The sequence below is a fragment of the Pseudoteredinibacter isoporae genome (assembly GCF_040372805.1).
GTDB lineage: Bacteria > Pseudomonadota > Gammaproteobacteria > Pseudomonadales > Cellvibrionaceae > Pseudoteredinibacter > Pseudoteredinibacter isoporae_A.
The window spans coordinates 158,907-183,686 of the sequence record NZ_BAABWJ010000006.1 but is presented as its reverse complement, the minus strand read 5'-3'; the positions used below and the strand labels follow the sequence as shown (position 1 = coordinate 183,686).

At 49.9% G+C, this 24,780-nt stretch carries 20 protein-coding genes; 11 read left to right on the top strand and 9 right to left on the bottom strand.

The window, feature by feature from the left end; genetic code table 11:
* Nucleotides 1-40: 40 nt before the first annotated feature.
* The 4 genes from ABWW03_RS13460 to ABWW03_RS13445 all read left to right on the top strand — a co-directional run bounded on the left by ABWW03_RS13460 (nt 41) and on the right by ABWW03_RS13445 (nt 3,219).
* A complete protein-coding gene (locus ABWW03_RS13460) occupies nt 41-922 on the top strand; it encodes a DUF2802 domain-containing protein (RefSeq protein WP_353408910.1) in 882 nt (293 codons plus the stop codon).
* A 71-nt stretch (nt 923-993) separates the two neighbouring features.
* Nucleotides 994-1,458, top strand: coding sequence for a hypothetical protein (locus ABWW03_RS13455; RefSeq protein WP_353408908.1), 465 nt, complete (start codon nt 994-996; stop codon nt 1,456-1,458).
* Nucleotides 1,459-1,771: 313 nt separating this feature from the next.
* On the top strand, nt 1,772-2,704 hold the full coding sequence (locus ABWW03_RS13450; RefSeq protein WP_353408906.1) for a class I SAM-dependent methyltransferase: 933 nt from the start codon (nt 1,772-1,774) through the stop codon (nt 2,702-2,704).
* A gap of 83 nt (nt 2,705-2,787) precedes the next feature.
* Nucleotides 2,788-3,219 carry a glutaredoxin family protein gene (locus tag ABWW03_RS13445; protein ID WP_353408904.1) on the top strand — a complete coding sequence of 144 codons (432 nt, stop codon included), beginning with the start codon at nt 2,788-2,790 and terminating at the stop codon, nt 3,217-3,219.
* A gap of 211 nt (nt 3,220-3,430) precedes the next feature.
* Here the strand turns inward: ABWW03_RS13445 and ABWW03_RS13440 are convergent, their stop codons facing one another.
* The 5 genes from ABWW03_RS13440 to ABWW03_RS13420 form a co-directional block, all read right to left on the bottom strand.
* Nucleotides 3,431-4,696, bottom strand: coding sequence for a T6SS phospholipase effector Tle1-like catalytic domain-containing protein (locus ABWW03_RS13440; protein ID WP_353408902.1), 1,266 nt, complete (start codon nt 4,694-4,696; stop codon nt 3,431-3,433).
* A 43-nt stretch (nt 4,697-4,739) separates the two neighbouring features.
* Nucleotides 4,740-5,702: a hypothetical protein gene (locus ABWW03_RS13435; RefSeq protein ID WP_353408900.1), complete on the bottom strand. Its 963-nt coding sequence runs from the start codon at nt 5,700-5,702 to the stop codon at nt 4,740-4,742.
* A 139-nt stretch (nt 5,703-5,841) separates the two neighbouring features.
* Nucleotides 5,842-7,149, bottom strand: a complete 1,308-nt coding sequence (locus tag ABWW03_RS13430) for a serpin family protein (protein WP_353408898.1) — start codon at nt 7,147-7,149, stop codon at nt 5,842-5,844.
* Entirely contained in the window at nt 7,146-8,642 is a 1,497-nt protein-coding gene (locus tag ABWW03_RS13425; RefSeq protein ID WP_353408896.1) for an MFS domain-containing histidine kinase, read from the bottom strand. The genes ABWW03_RS13430 and ABWW03_RS13425 overlap by 4 nt, the downstream gene beginning before the upstream one ends.
* A 121-nt stretch (nt 8,643-8,763) precedes the next feature.
* Nucleotides 8,764-9,402: a response regulator transcription factor gene (locus ABWW03_RS13420; protein WP_353408894.1), complete on the bottom strand. Its 639-nt coding sequence runs from the start codon at nt 9,400-9,402 to the stop codon at nt 8,764-8,766.
* 338 nt (nt 9,403-9,740) lie between these two features.
* On the opposite strand from ABWW03_RS13420, the gene ABWW03_RS13415 reads away from it, so the two are divergent.
* Both ABWW03_RS13415 and ABWW03_RS13410 read left to right on the top strand, forming a co-directional pair.
* Nucleotides 9,741-10,493: a hypothetical protein gene (locus ABWW03_RS13415; RefSeq protein ID WP_353408892.1), complete on the top strand. Its 753-nt coding sequence runs from the start codon at nt 9,741-9,743 to the stop codon at nt 10,491-10,493.
* Between the two features lie 8 nt (nt 10,494-10,501).
* Nucleotides 10,502-11,725, top strand: a complete 1,224-nt coding sequence (locus ABWW03_RS13410; RefSeq protein ID WP_353408890.1) for a hypothetical protein — start codon at nt 10,502-10,504, stop codon at nt 11,723-11,725.
* A gap of 27 nt (nt 11,726-11,752) precedes the next feature.
* On the opposite strand, the gene ABWW03_RS13405 is transcribed toward ABWW03_RS13410, so the two are convergent.
* The 4 genes from ABWW03_RS13405 to ABWW03_RS13390 form a co-directional block, all read right to left on the bottom strand.
* Nucleotides 11,753-12,541, bottom strand: a complete 789-nt coding sequence (locus ABWW03_RS13405) for a YciK family oxidoreductase (protein WP_353408888.1) — start codon at nt 12,539-12,541, stop codon at nt 11,753-11,755.
* Nucleotides 12,542-12,631: 90 nt separating this feature from the next.
* On the bottom strand, nt 12,632-13,297 hold the full coding sequence (locus tag ABWW03_RS13400) for an HAD family hydrolase (RefSeq protein WP_353408886.1): 666 nt from the start codon (nt 13,295-13,297) through the stop codon (nt 12,632-12,634).
* A 14-nt stretch (nt 13,298-13,311) separates the two neighbouring features.
* On the bottom strand, nt 13,312-14,031 hold the full coding sequence (gene ubiG, locus ABWW03_RS13395) for a bifunctional 2-polyprenyl-6-hydroxyphenol methylase/3-demethylubiquinol 3-O-methyltransferase UbiG (RefSeq protein WP_353408884.1): 720 nt from the start codon (nt 14,029-14,031) through the stop codon (nt 13,312-13,314).
* 187 nt (nt 14,032-14,218) lie between these two features.
* Nucleotides 14,219-15,535, bottom strand: coding sequence for a TRZ/ATZ family hydrolase (locus ABWW03_RS13390; protein WP_353408882.1), 1,317 nt, complete (start codon nt 15,533-15,535; stop codon nt 14,219-14,221).
* A gap of 458 nt (nt 15,536-15,993) precedes the next feature.
* Here ABWW03_RS13390 and gyrA point away from each other — a divergent pair, with 458 nt between their 5' ends.
* From gyrA to cysN, 5 genes are all read left to right on the top strand, one after another.
* Complete coding sequence (gene gyrA / locus ABWW03_RS13385) at nt 15,994-18,582, top strand: DNA gyrase subunit A (RefSeq protein WP_353408880.1); 2,589 nt, start codon at nt 15,994-15,996, stop codon at nt 18,580-18,582.
* Nucleotides 18,583-18,854: 272 nt separating this feature from the next.
* A complete protein-coding gene (gene pheA, locus ABWW03_RS13380; protein WP_353408878.1) occupies nt 18,855-19,982 on the top strand; it encodes a prephenate dehydratase in 1,128 nt (375 codons plus the stop codon).
* A gap of 12 nt (nt 19,983-19,994) precedes the next feature.
* On the top strand, nt 19,995-22,238 hold the full coding sequence (locus tag ABWW03_RS13375; RefSeq protein ID WP_353408876.1) for a bifunctional prephenate dehydrogenase/3-phosphoshikimate 1-carboxyvinyltransferase: 2,244 nt from the start codon (nt 19,995-19,997) through the stop codon (nt 22,236-22,238).
* 121 nt (nt 22,239-22,359) lie between these two features.
* Nucleotides 22,360-23,280, top strand: coding sequence for a sulfate adenylyltransferase subunit CysD (gene cysD / locus ABWW03_RS13370; protein ID WP_353408874.1), 921 nt, complete (start codon nt 22,360-22,362; stop codon nt 23,278-23,280).
* The gene (gene cysN / locus ABWW03_RS13365; RefSeq protein ID WP_353408872.1) at nt 23,280-24,728 is read left to right on the top strand and encodes a sulfate adenylyltransferase subunit CysN; all 1,449 of its coding nucleotides are present in this window, start codon (nt 23,280-23,282) and stop codon (nt 24,726-24,728) included. The genes cysD and cysN overlap by 1 nt, the downstream gene beginning before the upstream one ends.
* Nucleotides 24,729-24,780 lie beyond the last annotated feature (52 nt).

Genomic DNA, 24,780 nt, shown 5'->3' with positions numbered 1-24,780 from the left:
ATCTTATCCTCGCTACCGCTGACAATAATGAGGTTTAGACATGTTCGCAGCGATGTTGCATCCGACAGTTTATATTGCCGCTGGCCTGGGCTTGGGAGTGTTGCTCCTGGTACTGAGTTATTGGCGTCAAAGTCGTCAAATCAGGCGACAACTGCAGGACTTGCAAGAAGCTCGACAGGAACTGAAATCCATTAATGCCAGTAATATCGGTCTGGGTCGTCGCATTAAGAGTCTGGAAGCAAAGCGCGGCCCGGCGCTTGCCTCAGTCAATCATATGGCAGAGGCTCATGAGGCCGCGATACCTTCGTTGGAAGTGGTGCCGAGCGCACCGCATCCCTTTGACGTGGCTTCGAGCTCTGGGCCCAATGCTCAAGAGTTTGGCGGGCAGGAGGCTATGTCGCCAGACACCACTGTTGCGAAAGATCTCAGAGAGCTGCAGGCGCAACAGCAAAGCTTGCTGGCGAGTTTGAATGCGTTGGAAAACGATCAACAGCAGCAAAATGGTGTGCCCGGGACGAAGGAAGCTTCTGTTGAACCCATTGTTGGCGCGGCATTCCAATCTCAGCAGCGTTTCCAGCAATCATCAAGTGAGCCAGCGAGTGCCCAGGGTGTTGAACCTTCGTTTCAGGAAAGCCTGGCAGCTCATCTGGCACAAGATGCGGTATCCGAACAGCATTTTGATTATCAGAATGGCGAGTTGGACTCTCCACAAGCCAATCACCCTGATAGCCATCAAGAGCCCTACAGCTATGACGATGAGCCGGAACCCGATTTAGCTCAGACGCCTTATACTCGTGCATCGGCCATGTTGGACGAAGGTTTGGCTCTGGATGAAATCGAGCGCCAAAGCGGTCTGTCAAAAGCCGAAATTAAATTGATGGCGACCATGCACAAAAATATGAGCAAATTTGCTTTAGCCTAAGCTCCCTCCGGCCGATATGTTATTTAGTGCCCGTAGGCCTAAAAACATTCATTGGGAGACAAGGAGTTTTCATGATCCGTCTCAGCTTATCATTACTAGCTGCCATCAGTTTAAGTGCCTGTACGGTGATTGACCGTTCTCAGGATGTCCAATACAGCACTGCAACCCAGCCAGTATCGGCTCAGGCTCTGAGTGATATCCGTCCGGGCAAAACCAACAGTCGCTGGTTGTTGAACAATATTGGTCTGGCCAGTGAAGTAGAAGCCTACGGAGAACGAAAATCCATCTGGCGTTACGACCTCAATGAAATTCGCCGTTCTCGAACAAAAGTTGCCTTGCTTTACAGCAATCACGAGCGCATTAAAAGTCGTTGCCAACTGTCCTTGCTACTCGTCGATGATATTGTCAGTGCTATGTGGAGTGGGAACTCCGCCGAGACCCTCGCACGAGTGGCCGAGTCCTTCAAGCTCAGAATGAGTGGTGGCGATCAGGATATGCCGATGTGCGAGAGCTTTCGGTATATTCAGGCGGATTGAGGTCGCTACTCTTACCCTTCTTTATACGCAGGATTTCATGCTCGACTTATACGCACATAAAGATGTGCGTGTTTCACGTGAGAACAAATCGAATGTTTAATGCGTAGCCTTGTTCAGCATTACCTCACTGCCTTTTTCGTTATCGAATGTAAACCACAGTCAAAAACACTGGTAAAAAGCAATTTCGAGCTTAAGAGAACGGCTCGAATCTGAATGAGTGAAAAGCATCTTCACTTCAGAAACACAATTACTTGTTTATATATCTAAGCCTCTTACGTACAATTTCACCAGTGTATAAACAGTGCAATTGTCCATGACCTTTGATATGAATCCTCTGCAACAAGAAATCAGCCTAAATCTCACAAAGTGTCCCAATCACGTCTCCCGTGTATTTCATGGGAGAGGACGTTTTTTCCCTTCGTTGGAAGAAGTGAATGTGGAGTGGTATCCACCGGTGCTGTTTGTTCAATGTTACCAAGATCAAATCAGTGATGATGCGATTTCGGCTTTAAAGGCAGTGTTCGAGGAATTTACTTTTGTTGAAACGGTTTTACTGCAACTTCGACCCTGGCCGGAGGTTGAGAATGAGATCCTGTTTACTCGAAGCGGTGTTGATCAGGGATTGCCGCTGGTGTTTGATACGCCGCTCTCAGAGGGGCTTCAATGCCAGGTAAGCCTTGGTGAAAATCGCAACACCGGCGTGTTTCCTGATATGCGCAGTGGGTGGTCGTGGGTGGAAGGACAGGCCGAAGGAAAGCGTGTTCTCAATCTCTTTTCCTATACGTCAATTTTCTCCCTTTTTGCCTTGCGAGGTGGCGCCAAGAAGGTTGTGAATGTTGACATGTGTGGCAGTGCGAGTAAAACCGCACAATACAATCATGAATTGAATGGCCTGTCAGGTGAACGAGTGTCTATCTGGAAGAGGGATATCCTGAAATCCAATAGCCAGCTGGCAAAGCAATCCAAATTCGATATTATTATCCTGGATCCACCGCCATTCCAAAAAGGCTCTTTTCGAGGCTGGCCAGATTACCAAAAACTGCTTAGGCGTTGTGTTAACTATCTGAAAGCCGGGGGCACCATGTTAGTCGCCTTGAACAATCAGCAGGTCACATTTGCTGAGTTCGAGAGAGATATTCGGGAAGTGATTGAATCTGTGCAGTCTATTACCCCGCTGGCGCTTGCTGATGAAATTAAGGAATTCGAGCCAGAGAAGGGGTTAAAGCTTGCACTCGTTAAACTCTAGTATCAAATCGAGATGATTTGGCGATGGTCAAAAGGAATGTATGCCCGATTGTTCAGGCTGCGTACGAAATAAGGAATAATGCAATGATGAAGTTAACATACAGTTTGGTACTGATTTTGCTCTCTTTTTCGGCCTATTCTCAAATTTACAAGTGGGTGGATGACGATGGAAAAGTCCACTACAGCGATTCAAAAAATAGGCCCGTTGGTCAAAATGCAGAAAAGCTAACGCTTAAGGTAAACACCTACACCAATATCAGTTATCAGGTGGAAAAGAAGCGAGTAGAAAAAGTGGTTATGTATTCTGCTTCATGGTGTGGTTATTGTAAAAAGGCCAGGAAGTACTTCGCTTCAAACAGTATTCCATTTGTGGAATATGATATTGAGACCAATAAAAGAGCAAAACGCGAGCATGAGAAAATGGGGGCTACGGGTGTTCCTGTCATTTTGTACGGAAATAAGCGTATGAACGGTTTCAGTGTTGAGGGGTTTAAACGAATATATACACCTGGGTAAGGCTGCTGAGTTTTCAATGGCCATTCTATTCAAGACGCATAAAACACGTCCATACATACGATATTCAAAGAGACATTCCCGTTTGACACTCAAGCCTTTCGTACAAGGCACATATTGGCTGGCTGTATACGTTGTTTGCGTTGCCCGTAAAATCCGGTCCCCCCCTTACATGAGGTAGAGAGTAAGAGAGAAGGACCGTAGTTTTCTTTGTTTACTTACAGAAGCCCGTATCCAATCCCGCGACATGTATACGTTTGGTGCCAGCGGGGCATTTTTTGCAGTACCCTTTATGTTTGAACTGGTTTTTAGGACATCCGTTCGCCTGCCATTTGTAGGTGGCTTTCTTGGTGTCGTTGCCCCAGCCTCGTTTGGTGCAGGCTTTTGGGTGCGTCATTTTGCGGGTAGGGCTGAAGCGTCTATAGCCTTTCGGACACGAGTAACAGGCTCCGCCGGAAAGGTAGATCTGCTTACCTTTACAACCTTTTTTGGCTTTTTTATGGGTAATCGCAGGGACTTTCCCACGCTTGGGGAAATAGATCTGCCGCTTGCCCAGACCTTTTTTCTCGGGTTCTTGTCCTTTTTGCTTCTTGAAATCGCTTTTCTTGGGTGAGACAAACGTCAAGCCGGTTTTTTTCCCGATATCAATGACCCACACTAGAGGATCATAGCCATAGTAATTGTACTTTTTTGCGCCGCCAACATCGTCGTGGCCAGCCTCGAACGCCTTTTCTGCGCGTAGATTGCCTTTTTTGACTGAGCCGGTGATGCTATTCAGATGCTTTTTGTCAAAATGAATAGACCACAAATCGAAGGTGTTTCGAAGTTCCAGCGTTGCGGTAGCATGTGCGACGGCTTTCACATCGCTTGTTATGCGCTTGTGGAAACCCAGGTCGGTTTTGCCTGCGGCGATTCCAAAGGAATAGACCGTGTCGAACAGTGCCATAAACTTGATTTTGGGAGCCTTACCTTTGGGCTTTTTGCCCTCCTGATATTGCAGCGGGTCGCCACGCTTTTGAATTAAATGTGCGAATTCCCTGGAGAGTGCGGCGCCTCGACTAAAACCGACAATGACAATTTCTTTTCGTCCGGATTTAAAGTGTTGAACCAGCTTTTTATACATATCTCTAATGATTTTTTTGCCGCCAGAACCGGTGATTTTTCCTGGGTAGTTCAACGGCTGAAAATTACCTCCTGGCAATGAACCAACGCCTCCGGCGTAAACGTAGTGTGTCCCGGGATTGGCGGCGCGGTGGGCCATCATAAAGCGATAAACGTTAGTTTTATCGCCATTTTTCAAGTTCTTTCCGGTACCATCGAAACCATATACCACTGTGCCTGAAGCATAGGCCGGGGATACCGCCAGGCACAGTAAAAACGATGCGACTAGCAACAATAGTTTATTCATTGTAAATCCTCTTTCCTGTGGACTACTTTTTAGTAAAGGTGGATAACGTCTTCTTGATTCCAAATTGCGCATAATATTTTTCTCAGTGCTTATCTTTACGTTAAACGGCTGGCGCTTATCTCAATACTTTGCAGTAACCGGTATCCAATCCCGCCACGTGTATTCGTTTGCTACTTTCAGGACAGACCTTGCAGTAGCCCTTGTGTTTGAATTGACCTTTTTTGCAGCCATTGGCTTGCCAGAGGTATTTTGCTTTTACGGTGTCTCTGCCTAGCCCACGTTCTGTGCAAGCCTTTGGGTGGGTCATTTTGCGTGTTGGGCTAAAGCGTCGATATCCGCTGGGGCAGGAGTAACAGGCGCCGCGAGACAGGTAAATTTGTTTGCCTTTGCATCCTTTTCTGGCTTTTCGAATTTTAATTGCCGCGACTTTCTTTGGGCCTTCGTCTTCTTCTGAATACTCTTCCTCATCCTCGTAGTATTCTTCGTCTTCTGCGTACTCTTCTTCATCAGAATATTCAGTTTCATCTTCGTAATATTCATCTTCTTCTGAATACTCCTCGTCTTCTGAGTATTCTTCCTCGTCTTCTGAATAACGCTCTTCATCTTCAAGTTTGCCAGATTTTTCCCGGTCGAAACGCTTCTGATTGTCTGCTCGAACGGGGACAAGGGTAAGTGTAACCGGACCCATAACACCCTGGATTCTCATCGTCATTTGTCCGTTAGGGTTCAGTGTGGCCGTGAAGGGTCCCATCAGTGGCAGATCTTCGCCGGCGTATTCGCCGGGCCCGGTTCTTCGCCACTGCTTTTGGACGACCATCATGGGTTCAATTTTCAGGACAAAAAGGTGTAACCACGAATCGATGGCGTAGGCTCGTCCACCTTCGATTCTGATGCGCTTGCGTATCGCGGTGATCATCCATTCACCGTCGATCGGCAGTTTGTCGGTCATCGGCACATCATGGGACCATGGCAGAAATGCCGGGATTTGCGGTATTTCCGGAATGCCTGTGATTTGGGCATGTGTCATCGGTACAGCAAAACTGAGCAAAACGGCGAAAAGTACAATTATCTTCTTCATGTTATTTTCCTTGGTGATGCCAACGTCGGAACTGCTTTCAGGTTGTACGGATAGTGTCTTAGTGCGTGAACCATATTGAAGCTTGTGGTGCTTTTCCGGAATGGGGTAAATACCCCATTTGGCTCATCTGGGAGGCGAATTAGTGGTCTGGCTTGATCAGGACACCATTAAAGAGCAGGGTCCGTGTTGTGTTTTCGACGATTGAAAATACAAAAGGCCGGTCGACAACGATTCTGCGTTTAGGAAATTTTCGGCCCGCACTGGTTTTTTGGATTCCGGAGATCACTGTGACAGCCGCCGCTTTGACGCCTTTTTCATCCAGTTCAATCTTGGTGTTCTGCTTTATTAGCCCAACCTTTGTATCTTGAACCGCGAGAGCAGTGTTCTGTCGGTCGACCATCCGGGTCAGATCAACCTTGTCGGAAAACAGGGGCGATAAGCCCAGCTCGCGCGCGACAAAAGAGCCTTCGCGCATTTCGAGCTCATCCTCGAAAGTAAAAACAGGCAATTCAATGCTCAGCTCGTAGAGGGGGAGTGTCCTGTCGTTGAGCGTATTGATGACATTCGGCATATCGCTGATGCCTGAGCGAAGGAGCCATCCCTGAATATCTGCTTCTTCTGCAGAGGGCATATACACGATGAACGAATACTTGCGGCCTGCAAATGGGATAGAAAAGGCGAGGCTTCCGTCCTCATTGTCCAGCACGGAATTTCTGTAACCTCTTGTTGCTATGGTATCCGTGCTGAACGTTGATCCATCCAGAGACTTAAATTGATAACGCTGGTTGGGGGGTTGGCGTCGCGTGGCAACACCCCATGAGCCCTCAAAGTAAGCCGCATTAGTGATGACCCACTGAAAGCTCTTTACATCACTGTCACTCAAAATTTCATGAATCAGTCCGTTAGTATTTTCAGCAGCCCAATCATTAAAATAGGACGAGGCGCCTTCCGCCATAAAGTCGAGAGATTGTTTCGTTGCGGAATAGTACTGCATGCTATCAGCGACAAAGGACTCAGAAAAGGTGAATGGCTTGCCGTTGCTTGCGCCGTTACTGGACCAAATCGCATTAGCCAGCAGGAAATGACCTAATGTTGGTCGCTCTGGATGAGAAGGCTCCATAATTGCATTTGCAAGTTGCGGAGCAACCTCCGGCACTTTCAGCCCATCGTTTGCCAATAGCAGTGACGTCATGAGCGTTTTGGTTGTTCTGTCGGCGCCTCGTTCCAGAATACTCAATGCGTAATAGAGTGAAACTGAGGAAATCATTGTGTTTCTGGACAATTTGCCTTGTTGTCTCGCCAGCAGCATGTCACTGCTCATTTGGTTCACAGTGGTTTGTGATTGCAAATCCACCGGAGAAATTGCTGCCGTGGCGCCTGAAGCTATTGCGGTCCCGCTGCTGAAGATCGCACCGGCAAGTAGGGAATATTTCACTAAACTTTTCATGCTGACTCCTGTAAAGAACATGGCATTGAAACGTACATGGAGGTACCGATGTTTGCGTTGGACTGAATGGAAAAAGGCATGTCCGCTGCAGAGCACAGCTCCTGGACAATGTTGAGCCCGAGACCTTGTCCGGTGGACTCGTTGCCTTTTTGGCCGGCTTCGAAAATACGCGCCTGATCGATATCATTGATGCCGCAGCCATTGTCATGAACCTGAAAAACGATCCTGTTCTGTACTTTCCGAAACCCAATCAGAATACGAGACGCCGCTGAGTGTGTGAGTGCATTGCTGATGAGGTTAGTCATAATGCGCATGGTGGAAAGCGGTTCAATCGATACCATGTGATTCATCGGAATCAAGGATAATTGAATGCCTTTGAGTGATGCTTCTGCCTCGAACATTTGTTGAAGGGCGTTGCCGAGCAGTCGCGTCGAAACCGTTTCTTTGCTCTCAGTCTGGGGTTCATCCTGAGAGGGGGCTGAACGGATATAGGAATGAGATAAACTGTCGATATAATCAATCGCCCTAGACAGTTTTTCCGCCTCCAGGCTTTTGCTTTGTCTCAACTGATCGGCGGCCAGGCGCAGTGCAATAATGGGTTGTTTTAAATCGTGAGATACTGTTTCCAGTTGGTTGCGATGTCTGGCAGCCATCGACAGGGCTTCGCGGTAAGCTTTGTCGGCATCATGAAGTGCAAGTTGCAGTTCGGCTTCTTGTTTCTCTGCTTCAAGCGCTTTACGTTCGGCGGATTCTTTAGCTTGCCTTTGTCCCGCGATCTGCCAGATAACGATAGTGAGAGAAAAGAAGGCAAAAATAAGCAGTGACCAACGATAAACCCTATTCAGGTCTTGTTGGCTTTCCACAAATGAACCTGAAAAGGCGATGTAGCCACCGAGAGAGAACAAAGCCGCGACAAAGGGAAAGAGGCGAATGAACCAACGTAAGCCGGGGGTGTAAGAGGGCCAGGTCAGCGGGGGAAGTACTTGGCAAACCACCATGCTGAAAAAAAGCACAATCGCAGGAATCCACATGAGGGTGATGGGTATTTTTTCCAACCACAATGCCGTACTCGCGGTAAACAGAGCGGCAATGGCCGAGAGAATGAAGAACGTGGGTCTCAGGCGTCCCAGACGATGGGAAGGAGAAAGCCCCAAGGCGACGACAAGAAAACCAAAGCTGGCGGCCACCGTTGTGCTGAGAAAAGGGACGACCCAGGTTGTGAAATCAGTTTGACCAATCAGTAGTGTGAGTGAGCCGTCCATGGCCGCGGCATTCACGATCAGCAATAAACCCAGTGCTACGTAGACGAGCCATTTCAGCTCGCGGTAGGCCAGTATGGTAAGGGTTGAAAAAACAAGTCCGGAAAAAGCGAAAGTATAGAATACGTAATCCAGCGCTGTGGCGGTGAAGGATTCGGTCAATCCGAAGGCTCTGGAAGACGCTAAAACCAGAAAGCTTCCGATAATACCTTTGGATAAAGAGATCGTGTTCACATTCATTCGCCCTTCAAGCTTTGAATTCCCAATGGCAACAGTATTTTCTGAAATGCCTGTTCCGTGAATGGGGTAAACACCCCATTTGAGCTCTTCTTTTAGTGACGCTGATGTGGCGTGATCAGACGGGTTCTACTAATCCGTCTTGTAATGCCCGCACCATTAATTTGGCAACCGAGTGCACATCCAGCTTTTGCATCAAGCTGGTTCGGTGTTTGTCGACCGTTTTGGGGCTTATGTTCAGTTCGGAGGCAATGTCCTTGTTGGTCTTTCCAGCGACCACCATATTGAGTATTTGCCGCTCGCGCCCGGTTAAGGTCAGGGCTTTTTGGCCCTGATCAATGATTTCGACAAGTTCAGGTGCTACATAGCGTCCACCTTGCATAATGGTTGGGATTTGTTGGAACATGTCATTGAGGGAAGTGCTTTTGCTGAATAATCCATCAACCCCGGTTTCGACAATACTTGCTATCAGTCCAGGGGCGCTAACGCCTGTAAACACCACCACTTTTGTGTCCGGGCTCCAGCGGCGAATGTCGTGAATGATTTCTGATCCATTTGCCAGAGGCATGGAGATATCGAGGAAGAGTAAATCGGGTTTGTGAGCTTTCACTGTAGCGATGGCATCAATACCGTTTTCAGCACATGCGAGTAATTCGAAATCCGTTTGCCCCATGTCAGAGTGCATACTCATTTTGCTTTGAATGGCATCGCGAATAATCTCATGATCATCCGCAATAACAACGGTAAAGGTTTTCATTTATTCTTATATCCCTTTGAAATTAGCTCAATTTTTGATCAGTATTGTAGCCTTAAAGCCAACGTAAATCATCTGATTGGCCCTCAGTTTAACAACGAGGGGGAAGTGCTAGATACGCAGGGGAACAGGCATCAGGAAAGACGTGCGTGAAGAGGTATAAAAAGGTGAATGAACGTTTGATAGAACGCCGTAGCCAGCAGGGTGGTTTAAACGCATACGATTTGGGGCGATTTAAGTGTTGCTGATCGTGACACTGGGGAACCTTTCTTCCATTTACTATTCTGATTCCTATTCATTCTTTCTCCTTCTGATACGGTCTTGGTGAGTACTGGCTTGTTATGAATCGCCGCAATCCACATATAACGGAAATGGCTTCGAGCGTCGTAATTCAACTGGGACGAGGCTTTATCGTCTGTTTGCTGCTGATAGCAGCTTCGAGTCATGGAGAAGATGTCCCCCAGGTTGGTGAGGGCATTTTTCCTCAGCTGAGTATTCGTCCGGATTTCTCGGGCGCTTGGGAAAAGGACTATCGGCGCAGCGACAACTGGGAGCGCCAGGTTAAGGCCAAGCTGGCTGAGTTACGACGTGCGGCGGATCGGCGAGCTCGAGGTGGAGGTGGGGATACCCGCGTACCGGGAGTGCAGGTAAATCTAGGTGGTAATCGTACCAATATCATCGATCTCGCCAGGTTTACCGAGTCCATTAGCCGTTACAACATCATGAGTATCAAACAGGATGAACATGAGGTGCGGATAGAGCGAGAGGGGGAAGCGGATCTGGTATGCACCGTCGGCAAGAAACCGGTGTCTAGCGGCAATGAGTTTGGCTCTGAGCGTTGTGTTTGGTCTTCGAATCGCCTGATTTTCAAGATCAGTTTGAATGAGGGGACAGAAATTTTGCACCACTTTCGGATATCGGCGGATCGACAGTCGATCAACATGCAAACCCGGGTGTCTCACCGCGGTTCTTCCTTTGAACTTGTGCAGTTCTTCACGCGTTTTGGGGATTCAAATAATCAGTACAACTGTCGTCAAACCATCAGTCGAGGTAAGGTGTGCAATTTGCTGGGCGAGCAAGCTGGGGAACGTTAGACGTGAGTATGGGGTTGAAGTATTACCTGGTTGGTTTGCTGTGTCTCGGTATAACGGCGTGCAGCGGTTCTTCGAGAGAACGTCTTCCTCGGGGTGCTGCAGATCATATTAAGGATGCAGCGCCGCTTGTGGCGTTGGAGCAAGCCGCAGAGCGTCCAGAATTAGAACGGCTTCTCAATGTCGGCATTCCTGTGTTTACTATCGAGAATGAGCGGGCGAAAAGCAAAGCGGCCGAAGCGCAGTTTGGTGCCTGGGTTGGTAAAGAGATTCTGGATATTGAGCGTCAGTACTTGCCGCTAATTTTGCGCAATACCTTGGTGGCATCCAATCAATGGGGAGCGGTGCGGGTTTTGCCCCAGGCTGATTTATCTACGGATCTGCAAATTTCGGGTTCGGTATTGCATTCGGACGGTGCCGTGTTGAGTTTCAGAATTGTGGCGCAAGACAGCACTGGCCGTGAATGGCTCAATAAGGTTTACAGTGCTCGCTATGCTCAGAGCCAGGAAGGCATTGCCGATGATGAAACCTTGAACCTGTCTGACTTTGATTCGGACTTGTGCCTGAAGGTGGACAAGACATCCTCTGAGCCGTTTGAAAACCTTTATAAGCAAATCGCCAATGATTTACTGGCCGTTAAACGTACGTTGTCGGATGCAGATCTGCGCCGCATTCAGCGCATCGCGGAAATTCGTCATGCGCAAGATCTCGCGCCGATGACGTTCGATGATTTGTTGGAAAAAGATTCTCAGGGCCACTATGCGATAAAACGCTTGCTTGCTCATAATGACCCTATGCAACAGCGAGTCGATAGTATGCGTGTTCGCCATCACCTTTTCATTGATACAGTCGATGCGCATTATCAAGGCCTGCATAAAAAAATGGGGCCAATTTACCAATTATGGGCACGGTATTCCTGTGAGCGAGACCTGGAACTTCAGCTTAGACGTATGAGTGGTGAAGATGGTATAAAGAAGATCCGCGCTGGCGGGTTTGAAGCCATCAGTAACAGCTACCGACGTTATAACATCAATAAGATTTTTGAGCAGGAGTGGAACAGTTTGGCTAAGAGTTTCACAGTCGAATTAAACCCTGTGATTGTTGAACTGAATGATCGGGTCTATACCCTGAAAGGATCGGCTGAGCAGCAGTATGAGCAATGGCGTGCTCTGTTGACGGAATTCTACAAACTCGAAACGGGTGTTCAATCAGCAAGGCCAGCTCAGGCATATTGAGCTGGCCGCCAGAAATGCTCAAAGCGCTTAGTGTTTTATCTGCGCGTCAATAGACACCCCGTTCAAGTTCACACTCTTGTCACTCAAAAGATACAAATAGGAGGACATGATGTCGGCAGGTGTTTTCAGCTGCGCCGGGTTTTCACTGGGGTAGGCGCTGGCGCGCATTTGAGTGCGAGTCGCGCCTGGGTTAATACAGTTCATCCGGACATTATTGATGCCGTCCATTTCATCCGCAAAAACTTGAACCATATTTTCAACGGCGGCTTTGCTCACCGAGTAGGCGCCCCAATAGGCTCGACCCTTACGACCGACCGATGAGCTGGTAAATACCACGCTGGCATTGTCGGCTTTTTCCAGCAAAGGCATCAGGGCCTTAGTCATCAAAAATCCAGCGGTGACATTAACCTGCATCAGTTTTTGCCAATTATCGACTTCATAGTTACTGAGGGGAGTTTGTGGTCCAAGTTGAGCCGCATTGTGGAGCAGGCCATCTAAGCGACCAAATTCCGCATCAATGGCGTCGGCCATATCGTTGTAATCTTTTTCCACCGCGCCTTCAAAGTTAATCGGAAAAATGGCGGCCTGTGGGTAGCCCGCGGCTTCAATGTCATCGTAAACCTTTTCCAATTTTGGAATGGTTCGGCCGAGTAGAATCACAGTCGCGCCGTGCGCCGCGCAAGAGAGGGCTGCAACTTTACCGATGCCGTCGCCCGCACCTGTGATCGCGATGACCTTACCTTTCAGAGCGTCGTCATCTGCCTGAAAAGCAGCCGCTTCGATGCTGAGTTGCTGAATGTCTTTGGGGTGATCCATAGGGCGGTAATCCGTAGTTATTTCAAGTCCGTAGTGTTTCAAATAGGATCTTGATTGTTGTTTCGATGTTCAGAAAAGAATGCAGTAATTTTACAACCGCTCTTCGATGAGAGGCCAAATTTCTTCGGCGTGATCCACCACATGGTCGGCATTCCAATCATGGGCCGATTCTCCTTCCGGAATGTAACCGTAGGCGGCTGCAATGGTGGGCATACTGGCGCGTTGTCCGCATTGGATGTCGCGCTCATGATCGCCGATATAAATGGCTTCTTCGACCTGGCAACCAATATGATCGCAGGCAATAAACAGGGAGTCTGGAGCCGGCTTGGCATTGGGCACTTGGTCGGGCGAAAGTACAATGGCCGGCATTGGGTCTAGAGGCAATTGCTCCATAAGCAAGCGGGTATAGTACTCGGGCTTGTTCGTGGATATACCCCAGGGAATACGATGCTCCCCAAGTTTCTTCAGCAGCTCATTAATGCCTGCAAACGGCTTGCTGTCGATGGCGATCCCTTGTTCGTAAAGTGTCAGCAGGCGCTCGCGGAGCGGTTCTACATCTGCATGGCCGGGTTCTAAATCGTAGGCCAGTTGGATGAGGGCTCGTGAGCCGGCCGATACAGTGGCGCGAATGCGTTCTTCTGCGATCAATGGACGATTGTCCTCACGCAGCAATTGATGTACCACACGAATAAAATCCGGCGCTGTGTCAATCAAGGTACCGTCCAGATCGAACAATACCGCTTTTAAATTAGGCATAAAAATATTGGGGCTTAGACGGGTTTACGTGCGTGAACCAAATAATTTACATCCACGTCCTTTGGGTTGAGTTTGTAGCGTTTGAGCAGTGGGTTGTAGGTCATCCCGGTAATGTCGACCAGCTCCAAACCAGCCTGGCGCAAACCGGCCGCCAGCTCTGAAGGGCGAATAAATTTACTGTATTCGTGTGTGCCCTTGGGGAGCCAGCGCAGAATATATTCCGCCCCAACAATAGCCAGAGCATAGGCTTTGGGGGTGCGATTGATTGTCGAGAAAAATACATCGCCACCGGGTTTGCAGAGATCGGCACAGGCTTGAATAACAGAAGCGGGATCGGGAACGTGTTCCATCATTTCCAGGCAGCTGACGACGTCGTATTGCCCGGCTTCTTTCTCGGCCAGTTCTTCGGCGGTACAGCGACGGTAATTTACCTCGACTCCCGATTCCAAACTGTGAAGTTTGGCTACCTGCAGAGGGGCTTCGCCCATGTCGATACCGTTCACCATGGCGCCTCTTTGCGCCATCGCTTCGGTCAGAATTCCACCACCACAGCCGACATCGAGATAACGTTTCTCGGCGACTTGGGCGCGCTCATCAATATAGTTGGCTCGCAGTGGGTTGATATCGTGCAAAGGCTTAAATTCGCCTTCGCGGTCCCACCAGCGGCTGGCCAGTGCTTCAAATTTAGCCACTTCGGCTGGGTCGACATTGCTGGAAGCCGTACTTGTGCTCATTCATCAAACCTTTTTAAGACTGGGCGCCGAGACGCGCATTTGGGATCGCGATTATAGCATTGCGAAAGGCTGCGTATCGATAGGGTTTGGCTTGTGGAGGAATTTTGTTGGGAGGCAAGGGGCCGACGAACCGGCCTTAATTGCACAGGCGTGCGTTAAAGGCCGGTAAGGGAATCATAGTGCGGCTTTAGCCTTTGATTTTAGTCTGCCATTGCAGCGCGTTGTCGCGCAGTGCGCCCTCATCAATGGTTTGTAGAACACCTGCTGCCAGTAAACGTTCGCCGGCAACCCACACATCGCTGACTTGATGGCTGCAGTTGGTGTACACCAAGTAGCTCACCGGGTCGTACATGGGCAGGGCGTTTAAGGCACTCAATTCCACCGTGGCGATATCGGCGGCTTTGCCGACCTCCAAGCTGCCAGTGACGCTGTCAATGTTCAGGGCTTTGGCTCCGTCGATCGTGGCCATGGCCAAACTGTCCATAGCTTTCAGGGCGCTGGCATCGTCAGCGACGACTTTGGCCAACATAGAGGCGGTACGCATTTCACTGAGCATATCCAGATCATTGTTGCTGGCGGCACCATCGGTACCCAGAGAAACGTTGACGCCAGCATTGCGCAGTTTCTCTGTTGGGCAGAAGCCGCTAGCCAGTTTCAGATTGGATTCAGGGCAGTGCACTACATGGCTTTTGCTTGCTTGCAGAAGGGTAATGTCTTCATCACTGACCGCGGTCATGTGGACGCATTGGGTGCGTTCGTTCATGACGCCCAGTTCATTCAGCCGTTCGGTCGGGCGTTTGCCGTGCTCTTCGATGGAATCATCCACCTCTTTCTGGGTTTCCTGCAGGTGAACCATGATGCCGCATTGGTACTTGGCTTCCTGCTTGGCTATTTCGGCAAAGGCTTCATTGCTGACGGTATAGGGTGCATGAGGGCCAAAACCAATATTCACCAAAGGATGGTCCTGATATTGCTCGATCAGGGCGCAGCTTTTGGGAATGGTTTCGTCAGGACCGGAGCCCCAGGCGGTCGGGAAATTCAGGATAGGGCTGTACAGACTGCCGCGCATACCGACTTCGGCGCAGACTTCGGCGACCGCTTCGGGAAAGAAGTAATTGTCACTGAAAGCGGTCGTACCGCCGCGAATCATTTCGGCCATCGCCAGACGAGCGCCGTCGGCGACAAACTCGTGGCTGACAAATTTACCTTCGGCGGGCCAGATGTGGTCATTGAGCCAGTCGTGCAGCGGGTAATCATCGGCATAGCCGCGCAGCAGGGTCATCGCCAAATGGCCGTGGGTATTCACCAGGCCGGGTAGGGCAATATGTTGTTCAAGGGTGATGCACTCATTAGCGCTGAACTGTTCCTCGGCGTCGGCGCTGGGGACGATCGCGGCGATCTTTCCGTCTTTGATGGCAATGCTGTGGTTTTCCAGCACTCGGCGCTCGCTGTCCATGGTGATGAGCCAGCGGCAGTGGATCAATTGATCGATTGCGTGTGACATAAAGTGTATGGGGCCTCTTCGGGTCAAGTGCCCCGTAGCTCGTTCGCCCCGGGGCAAAGCAATTTTTATGCTTATTTATTGATTTCTGTAGGGCGATTCTTACTTGCGCCCTGATAATTTGAACATCGGGAATCCAAGTTGAGGGCCATTATACGCGTCTTGGGGCCAATAAATTATGTCAATTTCATCAAATCTCTCGCGAATCCCTATGAAATGCGCCTGAGCGTCCCAGAAATGCCCCAAGTACATGATTTTATGGTAAGATTTGGGCCTTTATGTGTTCGCTAAATGGTGCGCCGCTGAAGTGGCTCTACAGCCCTTCATGTGGGGGACGGCAATCAGCATCAAGCTGCGGACAATTGATAGGCCAGGTGGCCAGAAATGGCCAGTGTCACAAGCTTATGCTTGCTGATCAGCAGGGCATTCGAAGATAGGCATAATAAGGAAAGCGGTCGTTTATGGGCGATTTGGCAAAAGAAGTATCACCAATCAATATTGAAGACGAACTGAAGCAGTCCTATCTGGACTACGCCATGAGCGTTATCGTTGGGCGAGCTCTGCCTGATGTGCGTGATGGTTTGAAGCCGGTGCATCGCCGGGTTCTGTTCGCCATGAACGAATTGGGCAATGACTGGAACAAAGCCTATAAAAAATCGGCCCGTGTGGTTGGTGATGTAATTGGTAAATATCACCCACACGGTGATTCTGCGGTTTACGACACCATCGTGCGTATGGCCCAACCGTTCTCTTTGCGTTATATGCTGGTTGATGGCCAGGGTAACTTCGGTTCCATCGATGGTGATGGTGCAGCTGCTATGCGTTATACCGAAATCCGCATGCAGAAAATGTCTCACGATCTGCTGGCTGATCTCGACAAAGAAACCGTCGACTACGTGCCTAACTACGACGACACCGAGCAGATTCCCGAAGTACTGCCTACCCGTATCCCGAACCTGCTGGTCAATGGTTCATCCGGTATTGCGGTGGGTATGGCGACCAATATTCCGCCTCACAACCTGACTGAAGTGGTCAACGGCTGTTTGGCTCTGATCGATAACCCGGATCTCAGCATTGATGAGTTGATGGAAATTATTCCGGGTCCGGATTTCCCAACCGCCGGCATTATTAATGGCCGTGCCGGTATTGTGCAGGCTTACCGCACCGGTCGTGGTCGCATCTATGTGCGTGCCAAGGCCGAGGTAATCCACAATGAAAAAACCAATCGCGATACCATTATTGTTCACGAAATTCCTTACCAGGTGAACAAAGCGCGTTTGATTGAAAAAATCGCCGAATTGGTTAAAGACAAAAAGATTGAAGGCATTGCCAGCGATGGCCTGCGTGATGAATCCGATAAAGACGGCCTGCGTGTTGTTATCGAAATGAAGCGCGGCGAGTCGGGCGAAGTCATGTTGAACAACTTGTATGCCCAGACGCAGTTGCAGTCTGTTTTTGGTATCAACGTAGTGGCACTGGTTGACGGTCAGCCCCGGGTACTGAACTTGAAGCAATTGCTTGAGTACTTTGTGCTGCACCGCCGAGAGGTGGTTACCCGTCGAACTGTATATTTATTGCGCAAAGCTCGTGAGCGCGGCCATATTTTGGAAGGCCTGACGGTTGCTATCGCGAATATTGATCCGGTTATTGAACTGATCAAGTCATCACCAAGCCCAGCGGAAGCAAAAGCGGGTTTGATGTCGCGAGGCTGGGAAACCAGCGAAATTGGCGACTTTATCGAGCGCTTGGAGCAAGGCGCTTGCCGCCCTGAGAATCTGGGCCCAGAGTTTGGTTTGCGTGATGGCAAATACTACCTGTCAGAAGCACAGGCTCAGGCAATCTTGGAATTGCGCCTGCACCGCCTGACCGGTATGGAGCACGACAAGCTGTTGGCTGAATATAAGGAACGCCTGGAGCAAATTGCCGGCTACCTGGAAATTTTAGGCAGCCCAACACGTTTGATGGAAGTGATTCGTGAGGAGCTTCAGGAAGTTATTGCCAATTATGGGGATGAGCGCCGTACCGCGATTCAGCATTCCCAGCAAGACCTGACAGTAGAAGATCTGATCACTGAAGAAGATCGCGTTGTCACCATTTCCCATGGTGGCTACGCCAAAACTCAGCCACTCACCGATTATCAGGCTCAGCGCCGAGGTGGTATGGGTAAGGCTGCAACGGCAGTGAAAGATGAAGACTTTGTTGAACATCTATTGATTGCCAGCACTCACGATACGATTTTGTGTTTCACCAACGCCGGTAAAGTGTATTGGCTGAAGGTGTATCAGATTCCAGTTGCTGGTCGCCAGTCGCGCGGTCGCCCAATGGTGAATTTATTACCGCTGGAAGAGAATGAGCGCATTACCTCCATCTTGCCTGTAAAAGAATACAATGATGATCACTTTATCTTTATGGCGACCGCCAATGGTACCGTGAAGAAAACAGCCTTGACCCAGTTCTCTCGCCCACGCAGTTCCGGTTTGATCGCCATAGATTTGGAAGAGGGCAATGAGCTGGTCGGTACAGCTATTACAGAAGGCAGTAACGACGTTCTGCTGCTGTCCTCAGCGGGCAAAGCAGCACGCTTTAAAGAATCCGATGTGCGCGCGATGGGTCGAACGTCTCGTGGTGTTCGCGGTATTCGATTGCAGGATGGTCAAACCGTTATCTCGATGGTCATTCCTCAGGACGGTGGGCGTGTGATGACCCTGAGTGAAAACGGTTACGGCAAACAAACCCAAGTGGATGACTTCCCAACCAAAGGCCGCGGCACCCAAGGTGTGATTGCGATGCAGGTGACGGAGCGTAATGGTCCACTGGTTGGTGGTGTCCAAGTATTTGAAGGCGATGAAATCATGTTGATTTCTGACCAGGGTACCCTGGTTCGTACCCGGGTAGACGAAGTGTCGATCATGAGTCGAAATACTCAGGGTGTTCGGATGATCAAACTGAAGGAAGGTGAGCATCTGATCGGTGTCGAACGTATCGAAGAATCCGATGCAGAAGATGCCGAGGGTTCAGAGGGCGAAGACGCTGGCAGCGAAACAGAATAACGCTGTTAGCAATCAGCGGGAGAACCGTTGTATAGAACAAACACCCCGACAAGAGGGTGAGTAGAGATACAAAAGCCCGACAGTGATACTGATCGGGCTGTTTAAATTCAGGGGGTTGGTTTTTGCCGGGGTGAGAGAATTTATCCCGGTTTAATAAAATCCTCACCCAAGGTTTACACCATAAACGTATTATTGATAAAACACATATTCTAGTAAACAAAGAGCCACCGCCAGCAGGCCGTGGAACTCAGCCAATAGCAAAGTAAAAAGTCATGTCAGAGCAAGAAAATACCCCCGCCAATGAGGCGCAATTAAGTCAGCTGCGCGATGAAATTGATCGCATCGACAATGAAATCTGCCAGCTCATCAGCGAACGTGCACGCTGTGCACAAAGCGTTGCCGACGTAAAAAAATCGGCCTTGGACGCGGCCGGTAGCACCGAAGCGGTGGTGTATTATCGGCCAGAGCGCGAAGCCAATGTCTTGCGCAAAGCGATGTCCATGAACAATGGCCCGCTTGACGATGAAGAAATGGCGCGCCTGTTTCGTGAAATTATGTCGGCCTGTCTGGCTCTGGAAGAGCCAACCAAAGTGGCGTATCTCGGCCCGGAAGGTACCTTCACCCAACAAGCGGCTCTGAAGCACTTTGGTCATTCTGCTGTGGCAATGCCGTTTTCGGCCATCGACGAAGTTTTTCGTGAAGTGGAAGCTGGCGCCGTAAATTACGGTGTTGTACCGGTTGAAAATTCCACCGAGGGTGTCGTGAATCACACCCTCGATAATTTCATGGGGTCCAATCTTCAAATCTGTGGTGAAGTTGAATTGCGCATTCACCAGCATCTGTTGGTTTCGGATGTGACGAAAACCGACAGCATCACCCGCATTTATTCCCATTCCCAATCACTGGCCCAGTGCCGTAAGTGGTTGGATGCTCATTACCCTAATGCTGAACGTGTTGCAGTGAGCAGTAATGCTGATGCCGCGAAACGATTGAAAGGTGAGTGGAATGCGGCAGCCATTGCTGGTCAAATGGCCGCCGATTTGTATGACTTGAAGGTGCACGCTGAGAAAATTGAAGATCAGCCCGACAATTCAACGCGCTTTTTAATTATTGGTACGCAAAAAGTGCCAGCCAGTGGCAAAGACAAAACTTCGGTGGTTGTGGCGATGCGCAATGAGCCGGGTGCCTTGCATGATTTGTTGCAACCTTTCCATGTGTACGGCATTGATCTGACTCGCGTTGAAACACGCCCTGCGGCCTCAGGTACCTGGAATTACGTGTTTTTTATCGATTTCGCTGGCCATATGGAAGACGCCATCGTAAAGAAAGCCCTGGAGGAAGTCGGTTCAAAAGCGGCAGATTTGAGAGTATTAGGCTCTTACCCTGAAGCTGTTTTATAAAGGGACCAGACTATGAGCCAATGCAAACGTTTGGTCGTCATTGGTATCGGCTTAATTGGGGGCAGCCTGGCAAAAGCAGCCCGCGAACGCGGTATATGCGATTCGGTTATTGGAATTGCCCGGCGCCAACAAACCTGCCACGACGCGGTTGAACTTGGCGTCGTGGACCAAGCCTTTACCGATTTGTCCGACATCTCTCCTGCACTGGGTGCCGGGGATGTGGTATTTATTTCCGTGCCGACACTGGCTGTTGAAGCGACCTTAGCCGATATCAATGCCAAGCTTTCAGATCAGGTCACCATTACCGATGGTGCCAGTGTGAAGGGCAGTGTGATTGCCGCAGCACAAGCCGTATATGGCAAGCTGCCTGCGCAGCTGGTTCCCGGACATCCGATTGCTGGCGCTGAAAAAAGTGGCGTTACAGCCGCGAATGCCGAACTCTATATTGATCACCGGGTCATTCTGACACCGCATCAAGATTCTGGAGCGGAGCATGTTCATCTCGTGCGTGAACTCTGGAAGGCCGTCGGAGCTGAAGTGCTCGAAATGGATGTGGCAGAGCACGATGAGGTGCTAGCCGCGACCTCTCATTTGCCCCATGCCATTGCCTATTCTCTGGTGGATACTCTGGCCCACGATTCAGAAAACGAAAATATTTTTCGTTATGCGGCCGGAGGGTTTCGGGATTTTACTCGAATCGCGTCCAGCGACCCGGTGATGTGGCACGATATTATGCTGGCAAATAAAGACAGCATTCTCGATTCGCTAACGATGTTTTCAGAGAATCTGAATCGCCTGCGTGATGCCATTGAAAGCGAAAACAGTGAGCATCTATTGGGGGTGTTTACTCGCGCAAAAGCCGCAAGAGATCACTTTACCACCTTATTAGAACAACGAGCGTATACCCACACCATGCAAGATACACAGCAAACAATTATTGATTACCACGTGCAGCCCGGCGGCAGCGTCAATGGGGAACTGCGGGTTCCCGGTGATAAATCCATTTCCCATCGTTCGATTATGTTGGGGTCCCTGGCGGAGGGCGTTACCGAGGTCGAGGGCTTTTTGGAAGGCGAAGATGCTCTGGCAACCTTACAGGCGTTCCGCGATATGGGGGTGGTTATTGAAGGGCCCGAAAAGGGGCGAGTTAAAATTCATGGTGTGGGCCTGAACGGTTTACAGGCCCCCCCGGGAAAACTCTATGTGGGTAACTCCGGCACCTCTATGCGACTGTTGGCCGGCATTTTAGCTGGGCAGGGTTTTGCCAGCGAAATGAGTGGCGATGTCTCTTTGAATAAACGTCCGATGAACCGTGTCGCCATTCCTTTGCGTGAGATGGGTGCCGAAGTCGAGACCGCAGAAGAAGGTCGCCCTCCGATGTTAATCAGTGCGAATAAAGGGTTGAGCGGTATTCACTATGATATGCCAATGGCCAGCGCCCAGGTGAAGTCCTGTGTATTGCTGGCGGGCCTGTATGCGGACGGCGAAACCTCGGTCACGGAACCGGCACCAACCCGTGATCATACCGAACGTATGTTGCGTGGGTTCGGATATGACGTGAAGCGTGAAGGTGATCGCATCAGCCTGCAGGGTGGCGGTCAGTTGAAAGCCTGTCAGATTGAAGTGCCAGCGGACATATCCTCTGCAACGTTCTTTATGGTTGCTGCGGCGATCGCTCCGGGCTCTGACGTCACTTTGCAACACGTGGGTATGAACCCAACCCGTGTTGGGGTGGTGAACATTCTGCGTGAAATGGGTGCTCATTTAACGTTGCAAAATGAGCGTGAAGTCGGCGGTGAGCCCGTGGCGGATGTGCGCATTCGCTACCAGCCTTTGAAGGGCATTCGTATTCCTCAGGACCAAGTGCCCCTGGCCATTGATGAGTTCCCGGCGCTGTTTATTGCGGCCGCTTGCGCGGAAGGTGAAACGGTTCTGACCGGTGCTGAAGAGCTTCGCGTGAAAGAAAGTGACCGTATTCAAGTCATGGCAGATGGTATGGTCAGTTTGGGCATCGATGCTCAAGCGACGCCGGATGGAATTGTTATCCAGGGCAAAGGCGGCGAAAATGAAGTGTTCAGTGGCGGGCAGGTCGAGAGCCACCACGATCACCGAATCGCCATGTCATTTACCATTGCCGGCCTGCGTGCCAGCGATAACATCGTGGTTTGTGATACCGCTAATGTGGCGACATCCTTCCCGACTTTTGTCGAATTGGCGCAGTCTTCCGGCATAAGCTTAGAAGTAAAGAGTCGTTAACCTTTCGGTAAAAGATTTTTTATAATGTGCCCGCTCGGGTGGTGGGCGCATGTCTGTTTTCAGCGTTCCCACCTCCGGAAACGATTACATTCAGCCTGCATAGCAATTGAAAGAGACGACCATGTCCGAAGCAGCCTCGCAAGCGCAATTGACGCACTTGAAACAGTTAGAAGCGGAGAGTATTCATATTATCCGCGAAGTGGCCGCGGAGTTTGATAACCCCGTGATGTTGTACTCCGTGGGTAAAGATTCCGCCGTGATGATGCATCTGGCGATGAAAGCTTTTTACCCAGGCAAACCGCCATTTCCCCTGATGCACGTGGATACCACTTGGAAATTCCGCGAGATGATAGAGTTTCGCGATCAGCGCGTTAAGGACCTGGGTTGGGATCTGATCGTTCACATCAATCAGGAAGGTGTGGAAATGGGCGTAGGCCCGTTCACCCATGGCAGCGCCAAGCACACCGACATCATGAAGACTGCGGCCCTAAAGCAGGCCTTGGATAAGTACGGCTTTGACGCCGCTTTTGGTGGCGCCCGCCGCGACGAAGAGAAGTCTCGTGCGAAAGAACGTGTCTACTCTTTCCGGGATAAACACCATCGTTGGGATCCTAAGAATCAGCGCCCGGAGCTGTGGAATATATACAACGGCAAGGTTGACAAGGGTGAGAGCATTCGAGTGTTTCCTCTGTCTAACTGGACCGAGTTGGATATCTGGCAGTACATCCATTTGGAAGACATTCCAATTGTTCCGTTGTACCTGGCCGAAAAGCGCCCGGTAGTTGAGCGCGACGGCGTGTTGATTATGGTCGATGACGATCGTATGCCGCTGGAAGATGGTGAAGAGGTGCAGGAAAAAATGGTGCGCTTTCGAACGCTGGGTTGTTACCCATTAACCGGTGCGGTGGAGTCCGAGGCGAACACTTTGCCAGACATTATTCAGGAAATGTTGCTGACGACAACGTCTGAGCGACAGGGCCGAGTGATCGATCACGACAGTTCGGGATCGATGGAGAAGAAAAAACAGGAGGGCTATTTCTAATGTCCCACCAATCCGATTTGATTGCTGAAGATATTCATGCCTATTTGGCGCAGCACGAGCGCAAGGAATTGCTGCGCTTCCTGACTTGTGGTTCCGTTGATGACGGTAAATCCACTTTGATTGGCCGTCTGCTGCATGACAGCAAAATGATCTATGAAGATCAGCTGGAAGCTGTACAGGCTGATACAGGTAAGCATGGCACCACCGGTGAAAAAATTGATCTGGCGTTGTTGGTCGATGGTTTGCAGGCCGAGCGTGAGCAAGGCATCACCATTGATGTTGCCTATCGTTACTTCTCTACCGCAAAACGTAAGTACATCATTGCCGATACTCCCGGCCACGAGCAGTACACTCGGAATATGGCCACGGGTGCATCGACTTGTGACTTGGCGGTTATTCTTATCGATGCGCGCCACGGTGTTATGCCACAAACGCGTCGTCACAGTTACATTGCGTCTCTGCTGGGCATTAAGCATTTGGTGGTTGCCGTTAATAAGATGGACTTGAAAGGCTTTGATGAAGCCGTTTATGAATCCATTAAAGCGGACTATTTGAAGTTTGCCGACGAATTAAAAGGCTTGCAGGGCGGCCAGGATATCGATATCCAGTTTGTTCCCATGTCTGCTCTTGAAGGCGATAACGTGGTGAACGCCAGCGAAAATACGCCTTGGTATCAGGGGCCGACCTTGATGGAAGTGTTGGAGTCGGTGTCTATTGCCGAAGATAAAAATCTGGATGATTTTCGCTTCCCGGTACAGTATGTCAACCGCCCAAATCTGGATTTTCGAGGTTTCTGTGGCACGGTCGCTTCTGGGCAGGTTGCGGTAGGCGATACCCTTAAAGCCCTGCCTTCTGGTAAAGAGAGTCGAGTGAAGGAAATTGTCGTTCACGGTTCTTCTCCGAACCAGGCTTTTGCAGGCGAAGCCATCACCATCACATTGGAAGATGAAATTGATATCTCCCGTGGCGATACTCTGGTTAAAGCCGGTACAGATGATCAGGCTATTCAGAGCAACCAGTTAAAAGCTCATTTGGTGTGGATGGCCGAAGGTGCAATGGCGCCGGGCAGAGATTATCTCTTCAAGTTTGCCAGCAAGATCAGCCCAGGGCGTGTCTTCGATATTGAACACCGTATTGACGTGAACACTCAGGAGAAACTACCGGCTGAGGAACTGTCCTTGAATGATATCGCTTTGGTTGATGTTCAGCTGGAGCAATCGGTTGTTGCCGATGCCTATCAGAATAATCGCGCAACGGGCGCTTTTATTGTGATTGACCGTCTCAGTAACATCACGGTGGGTGCTGGCATGGTGACTGAACTTCTGGAAGCCCAAAGCGTTGATGCAAAACATGAGTTCTCTGAATTTGAACTCGAGTTAAACGCATTGGTACGTAAACACTTCCCGCATTGGCAATCGGTCGATTTGCGCGCTATCGCAAAGAAGTAAGCTTGCTGAACTGCCTAACAAAAAGCCAGCATAAAAGCTGGCTTTTTTGTTT

Bases quoted from the DNA above. Each gene is read 5' to 3' on its own strand.
- ABWW03_RS13460 (WP_353408910.1), top strand. From the start codon at position 41: ATGTTCGCAGCGATGTTGCATCCGACAGTTTATATTGCCGCTGGCCTG.
- ABWW03_RS13455 (WP_353408908.1), top strand. From the start codon at position 994: ATGATCCGTCTCAGCTTATCATTACTAGCTGCCATCAGTTTAAGTGCC.
- ABWW03_RS13450 (WP_353408906.1), top strand. From the start codon at position 1,772: ATGACCTTTGATATGAATCCTCTGCAACAAGAAATCAGCCTAAATCTC.
- ABWW03_RS13445 (WP_353408904.1), top strand. From the start codon at position 2,788: ATGATGAAGTTAACATACAGTTTGGTACTGATTTTGCTCTCTTTTTCG.
- ABWW03_RS13440 (WP_353408902.1), bottom strand. From the start codon at position 4,696: ATGCGCAATTTGGAATCAAGAAGACGTTATCCACCTTTACTAAAAAGT.
- ABWW03_RS13435 (WP_353408900.1), bottom strand. From the start codon at position 5,702: ATGAAGAAGATAATTGTACTTTTCGCCGTTTTGCTCAGTTTTGCTGTA.
- ABWW03_RS13430 (WP_353408898.1), bottom strand. From the start codon at position 7,149: ATGAAAAGTTTAGTGAAATATTCCCTACTTGCCGGTGCGATCTTCAGC.
- ABWW03_RS13420 (WP_353408894.1), bottom strand. From the start codon at position 9,402: ATGAAAACCTTTACCGTTGTTATTGCGGATGATCATGAGATTATTCGC.
- ABWW03_RS13415 (WP_353408892.1), top strand. From the start codon at position 9,741: ATGAATCGCCGCAATCCACATATAACGGAAATGGCTTCGAGCGTCGTA.
- ABWW03_RS13410 (WP_353408890.1), top strand. From the start codon at position 10,502: ATGGGGTTGAAGTATTACCTGGTTGGTTTGCTGTGTCTCGGTATAACG.
- ABWW03_RS13405 (WP_353408888.1), bottom strand. From the start codon at position 12,541: ATGGATCACCCCAAAGACATTCAGCAACTCAGCATCGAAGCGGCTGCT.
- ABWW03_RS13400 (WP_353408886.1), bottom strand. From the start codon at position 13,297: ATGCCTAATTTAAAAGCGGTATTGTTCGATCTGGACGGTACCTTGATT.
- ubiG (WP_353408884.1), bottom strand. From the start codon at position 14,031: ATGAGCACAAGTACGGCTTCCAGCAATGTCGACCCAGCCGAAGTGGCT.
- ABWW03_RS13390 (WP_353408882.1), bottom strand. From the start codon at position 15,535: ATGTCACACGCAATCGATCAATTGATCCACTGCCGCTGGCTCATCACC.
- gyrA (WP_353408880.1), top strand. From the start codon at position 15,994: ATGGGCGATTTGGCAAAAGAAGTATCACCAATCAATATTGAAGACGAA.
- pheA (WP_353408878.1), top strand. From the start codon at position 18,855: ATGTCAGAGCAAGAAAATACCCCCGCCAATGAGGCGCAATTAAGTCAG.
- ABWW03_RS13375 (WP_353408876.1), top strand. From the start codon at position 19,995: ATGAGCCAATGCAAACGTTTGGTCGTCATTGGTATCGGCTTAATTGGG.
- cysD (WP_353408874.1), top strand. From the start codon at position 22,360: ATGTCCGAAGCAGCCTCGCAAGCGCAATTGACGCACTTGAAACAGTTA.
- cysN (WP_353408872.1), top strand. From the start codon at position 23,280: ATGTCCCACCAATCCGATTTGATTGCTGAAGATATTCATGCCTATTTG.